This window comes from Trebonia sp., assembly GCF_049794275.1.
Classification (GTDB): domain Bacteria; phylum Actinomycetota; class Actinomycetes; order Streptosporangiales; family Streptosporangiaceae; genus Trebonia.
Window position 1 is genome coordinate 1 of record NZ_JBARCR010000794.1, and the last position, 5,421, is coordinate 5,421.

Sequence of the window (5,421 nt, forward strand, 5' to 3'; positions counted from 1 at the left end):
TCGACGTCGACGTCCCGCTGTGGCGGACGGTCGCGGTGGTCGGGGTGTCCGGATCGGGCAAGACATCGCTGGCCATGGGCACCCTGTACGCGGAGGGTCTGCACCGGTTCCTCGAGGGCCTGAGCACCTACAGCCGCCGGCGACTGACCCAGGCCCAGCGGCCGGACGTCGACAGGATCGAGCACCTGCCGCCCGCGCTGGCCCTGCGGCAGCGCCCGCCGATACCAGGGCCGCGCAGCACGGTCGGCACCATGTCCGAGGTGCTTAATGTGCTGCGCCTGACGATGTCGCGGCTAGGCTCGCACCTGTGCCCGAACGGCCACATGGTCGGACCGTCGATCGCGGCATTCAGCGAGGAGATCACCTGCCCCGTATGCGGCGCGCGTTTCGTCCATCCCAGCGCCGAGTCCTTCGCCTTCAACTCTTACGGCGCGTGCCCGGCCTGCCAGGGCCTGGGCGTGCGGTCCGAAGTCGACGTGGCCACCCTGGTTCCCGATCAGGACAAGACGATCGCCGAAGGCGCGGTGCTGCCGTGGAACTCCGGCGGCCGGCGGCTGTCGATGTACGCCGCGGGCGAGCTCGGGGTCAGGCTGGACGTGCCGTACCGGTCGCTGACCGATCACGAGCGTGACATCGTGCTGCACGGTGAGCCGGTCAAGCGGCAGGTGACGCTGAGCTCGGGCCGGAACGCGCGGAGCGTCACGCTGTCGGTCAACTACGACAACGCGGTCACCGCGGTGGAACGGTCGCTGCGCAGCGACAATGAGCGCACCCGCCGCCTGGTGCAGCGTTTCGTCGTCACCCGGGTGTGCTCGGTGTGCCACGGCACGCGGCTGCGGCCCGAGGCGCTGACGTCGCAGCTCGGCGGCCGCAACCTCGCCGAGATCAGCGCGCTCAGCCTGGGCGAGCTGCAGGGATTCATGGCCGGCCTGGCCGCGGGCCTGCCCGCTGAGCTGTCCCGGGTGACGACCGGCCTGCTGGCCGAACTGGACGGCAGGCTGACGCCGCTGCTCGACGTCGGACTGGCCTACCTGACCCTGGACCGGGCCGGCGCCTCGCTGTCGACGGGGGAACGGCAGCGGATCGAGCTCACCTCCACGGTGCGCGCCAGCACGACGGGCATGCTCTACGTGCTGGACGAGCCGTCGGTCGGGCTGCACCCGAGCAACGTCCAGGGGCTGCTCAAGACGATCACGGCCCTGGCGGGGAACGGCAATTCCGTGGTGGTGGTGGAGCACGAGCGGGAGGTCGTCAGGAGCGCCGACTGGATCATCGAGCTCGGCCCGGCGGCCGGCGCCAAGGGCGGCACGGTGATCGCCCAGGGACGGCCCGGCGAGCTGGAGCGCGACCCGCTCTCGATCATGGGCCCGTTCCTGGCCGGCGCCGCGGCCGTGACCCGGGACCGTCCGCCGGCCCACCCCGGTCCCGGCGGGCAGATCACCCTGGAAATTGCGGACCTGTACAACCTGCACGACGTCACCGCCGCCTTCCCGCTGCAGCGGCTGACCGCCCTGGCCGGGCCGTCCGGGGCGGGGAAGACCGCCCTGGTCCTGGACAGCCTCATCCCGGCCGCCAAGGCGCTGCTGACCGGGTCCCCGCTGCCCGGGCACGTCCGCCGCCTTGACCTCGGCGGCATCCGCCAGGTCGTCCAGGTCGACGCCTCGCCGATCGGCCAGAACGCGCGGTCGACACCCGCGACCTACTCCGGGACGTTCGACGAGATCCGCCGCCTGTTCGCCGACTCCCCGTACGCCCGGCGCAGGCGCTGGAAGCCGGGGCATTTCTCGTTCAACACCCGGGAGGGGCAGTGCCCGACCTGCCGCGGGCTCGGCCATGTCGACCTCGACGTCCAGTACCTGCCTGACATCACCGAAGAGTGCCCGACGTGTCACGGCGCCCGCTTCAACGACGCCACCCTGGGCGTCCGGGTCGACGGCCTGACCATCGCGGACGTGCTCGGCTTGAGCGTGGACGAAGCCCTGGAGCGGTTCGCCGGCCAGGTCCCGGTCGCCGCCGCGCTGCGGCCGGTCAGCGAGGTCGGGCTGGGTTACCTGCGGCTGGGAGAGCCCACGCCGTCCCTGTCCGGAGGCGAGTCGCAGCGGCTGCGGATCGCTTCCCGGCTGCGCAGCAGCCAGCGCGGCGTGCTGTACGTGTTCGACGAGCCGTCCACGGGCCTGCACCCGCTCGACGTGGCGACGCTGGTCGGCGTGTTCGACCGGCTGCTCGCGGCCGGAGCCACGATCATCGTCATCGACCACGATCTGGACCTGCTCGCCGCGGCCGACTACCTGATCGACATGGGTCCCGGCGGTGGCCCGGACGGCGGGCACATCCTGGCGGCGGGGACGCCGGCGGACGTCGCGCGGACCCCGGGCAGCGCGACCGGGCCGTGGCTGGCCGAGCACCTGGGCGCGCCATCGGGCCGCCCGGGGCTCTCCCATTCATAGACCATGACTGCCATCGGCGTGCGAAACCCGTAGAAGATCTTGATGCTACTCGTTGTATATCTAGAACACCTGTGCTATGCTGGCAGCAGGCCACACGAACGGCGCGGACGATGGGTTAACCAGCGGCAGCACCGGGAGGAGGTGGCCGGGATGAGCGTCGCCGATGCGCTGCGGATGATGAACGCCGGCCTGGACTACCTCAACGGCCCGGGCGCCGGCGAGCTGGACGCCGCCGCGTGCGGATCGGTGCTGCGGTCGCTGGCTGCGGTGCAGGCGAAGTTCACCGCCGCACATGCGCTGGTTCTGGCCCGGTTCGACGCCGCCGACGCGCATGACTGCGACGGGTACGGCAACTCCGCCGCGTGGCTGATGGCAATGACCGACATGACCCGCCAGGACGCCAGGGTCGAGATGCGGCAGATGCGGCTGCTGCGCGACCACCCCGAGATGGCTGCCGCCCTGGCCGCCAAGGACATCTCCAAGTCCTGGGCGATGGCGATCGCCGAGTGGACGAAGAAGCTCCCCGCGGAGCTGCGCGCGGAGACCATCAAGATCCTGGTGCAGGCCGCGGCAGCGGGCGCCTCCAGGGATGACTTGCGGATCATCGCCGCGGTGGCGGAGCAGAAATGGCGCTCCTCCCGGCCCGACGCCGATGATGACGGGTTCGACGACCGGTACGTGCAGGTCGGGACCACGTTCCAGGGCGCCGGCGTGATCCGCGGGAACCTCACCCCGGAATGCGCCGCCGCCGTCCAAGCCGTCTTGGAGGCGCTGGGCAAGAAGGCCGGCCTGGAGGATGTCCGCACCGAGGGGCAGCGGTTCCACGACGCGCTGCTGCAGGGTTGTGAGCTGCTGATCGGGGCGAAGATGGTGCCGGACCGGGCGGGCGCGGACACCCATGTGGCGGTGCACATCCCGTTCCCGGAGCTGCGGCAGCGCCCCGGCGCGCCGGAGGCGGAGGAGGTGTGGCTGCGCGGCACAGCCGGGGAAACGGGGTACCTGCTGGGCAAGGACGCGGAGGCGGCCGCCTGCGACGCGCGGACCACCCCGGTGGTGACCGGGCACGCGGACATGCGGGTGGTCGACAAGATCATCGCGCTGGCTCTGGCCGCGGCTAGCATCACCCTCGACGGAGCAGACCCCGCTGGCGACGATGACGATGACGATGACGATGACGATGCAAGCCTGGACAACGACAGCAGTCACCGCTCGTGGGGCACAGGAGGAGGCGGACCCCTGGCCGCGTCCCGCGCCCGGCTGCGGGCCCGCCAGCGGTTCACCCCCGACGCGATGCAGGCGCTGCGGTACGCGATCGCCCGGCTCGCCATCGACTTCGTCTCCGGCCCGGCCGGCATCGCCGGCTGGCTCCGCACCACCCTCCTCGCGCCGCCCTACAGCACCCCGTCGCTGCCGCTGGACATCGGCTACTCCGACTCCATCCCGGCCAGCATCCGCCGCGCCGTCCTGCTCCGCGACCGCGGCTGCGCCTGGCCGCGGTGCGGGAGACCGGCCGCCTGGTGCGACGTGCATCATCTTCAGCACAAGGCCGACGGCGGGAAGACTTCCGTGAGTGAGTGCGTGCTGCTGTGCCAGTTCCACCACGACGTGTGCATCCACCGCCGCGGCTGGCGGCTCGTCCTGCATCCCAACGGCACCACGACGGCTTACGGACCCGACGGCCAGGTGCTGCACAGCCACTCACCACCCACCCTCCGCGCCGGATAGAGCCCGGCTGGCGTCCTGGAACCGGCCGGCGCCGGCTGCGGTCATCTGAGTGCACCTAGCGCTGCGCTGACCGCGGTGATGATCACCCCGCCGAGCGTGACCGAGACGAGCGAGCTGAGGAAGCCGCCGCCGAAGAACCGTCGGCGAATCCAGGCGAGCGCCACGAGTTCCACCACGATCACCGCGAGCGCGAGCAACACGGCCGACCGGTACTGGGGGATGAGGAACGGCAGCGTGTGCAGGATGCCGCCGAGGAATGTGCCGCCGCCGGTGATCGCGCCGCGCAGGTGCGGGCGCCCGCGCCCCGTCAGGTCGCCGGTGTCGGACAGCCCTTCTGAGAAGGCCATGCTGACGCCGGCACCGATCGCGGTCGCCAACCCTGCGAGGAACGCGTCGTGCGGCTGATGCGTGGCGAGGGCGATGGCGAAGATCGGGGCGAGCGTCGACAGCGAACCGTCGATCAGGCCCGCCATCGCCGGCTGCGCTCGCGTGAGCAGGAACGATCGTCGGTCGCGGCCGTCATTGCTGTCGTCGGCCTGGCCGATCGCGGAAAATATCGTTGCCATGCCACCGATGCTGCCCCGCCAGGCGGCCCGCGGTCGTCGTCCGCGGAGAGCGTCTTCTGCCTGCCCAGCACGGATGCGGGCGGCTCCGCGGATACTCCGGGAGGAGTAGCCGGAGATATCGCCATGAGCGCTGGACATCCCATGACTGTGCTAACTTCCCGTCGTGGCCGGTCTAGCCGAAGACGTCTCGCTCGTCGACATCGCGCACCGCCTGGAGCCGCTGATCCGCGAGCACGCGGCGGCTCTTGAGCAGGGGAGCATTCCGCCGCCGCTGGTCGAGGCGCTCTACGACGCCGGCGTCTTCAAGGCGATGCTGCCGCGCGAGGTCGGCGGTCTCGAGGCCGATCCGGTCGAGTGGCTGCGGTTGATCGAGGAGCTCGCGCGGATCAACGCGTCGGTCGGATGGATGGCGTTCATCCAGTCGGGCGTGGGGCTGACGTTCCTCGATCCCGAGCGTTTCGAGCGCTTCCGGCTGCGCGGGGGCGGCCGGCTGATCCTCGCGATGAGCCTCGGCCGGCTAGGCGGCAAGGCGGTCAAGGCCGAGGGCGGTTACCGCATCAGCGGCCGCTGGCCGTTCGCCAGCGGTTCTCCCTACGCGACCTGGCTCGGCGGGATGTCGGTCGTCTGCGACTCTGCCGGGGCACCCGTCCTGGACGCCAACGGCCAGCCGCAGCGCCTGCTCG

The 5,421-nt window shown here is 71.4% G+C and carries 4 protein-coding genes; 3 read left to right on the plus strand and 1 reads right to left on the minus strand.

Translation table 11 applies throughout. The features are described from left to right. Nucleotides 1–2,447, plus strand: a 2,447-nt coding sequence (locus tag WA805_RS20670) for an excinuclease ABC subunit UvrA (protein WP_425243149.1), incomplete at its 5' end; no start/stop codon positions are given. Between the two features lie 150 nt (nucleotides 2,448–2,597). Next, a complete protein-coding gene (locus tag WA805_RS20675; RefSeq protein WP_425243150.1) occupies nucleotides 2,598–4,172 on the plus strand; it encodes a DUF222 domain-containing protein in 1,575 nt (524 codons plus the stop codon). Nucleotides 4,173–4,213: 41 nt separating this feature from the next. Here WA805_RS20675 and WA805_RS20680 read toward each other — a convergent pair whose 3' ends face one another. Next, a complete protein-coding gene (locus WA805_RS20680; RefSeq protein WP_422288990.1) occupies nucleotides 4,214–4,738 on the minus strand; it encodes a hypothetical protein in 525 nt (174 codons plus the stop codon). A gap of 163 nt (nucleotides 4,739–4,901) precedes the next feature. Here WA805_RS20680 and WA805_RS20685 point away from each other — a divergent pair. Further along, the coding region (locus WA805_RS20685; protein WP_425243151.1) for an acyl-CoA dehydrogenase family protein at nucleotides 4,902–5,421 on the plus strand (520 nt) is incomplete at its 3' end.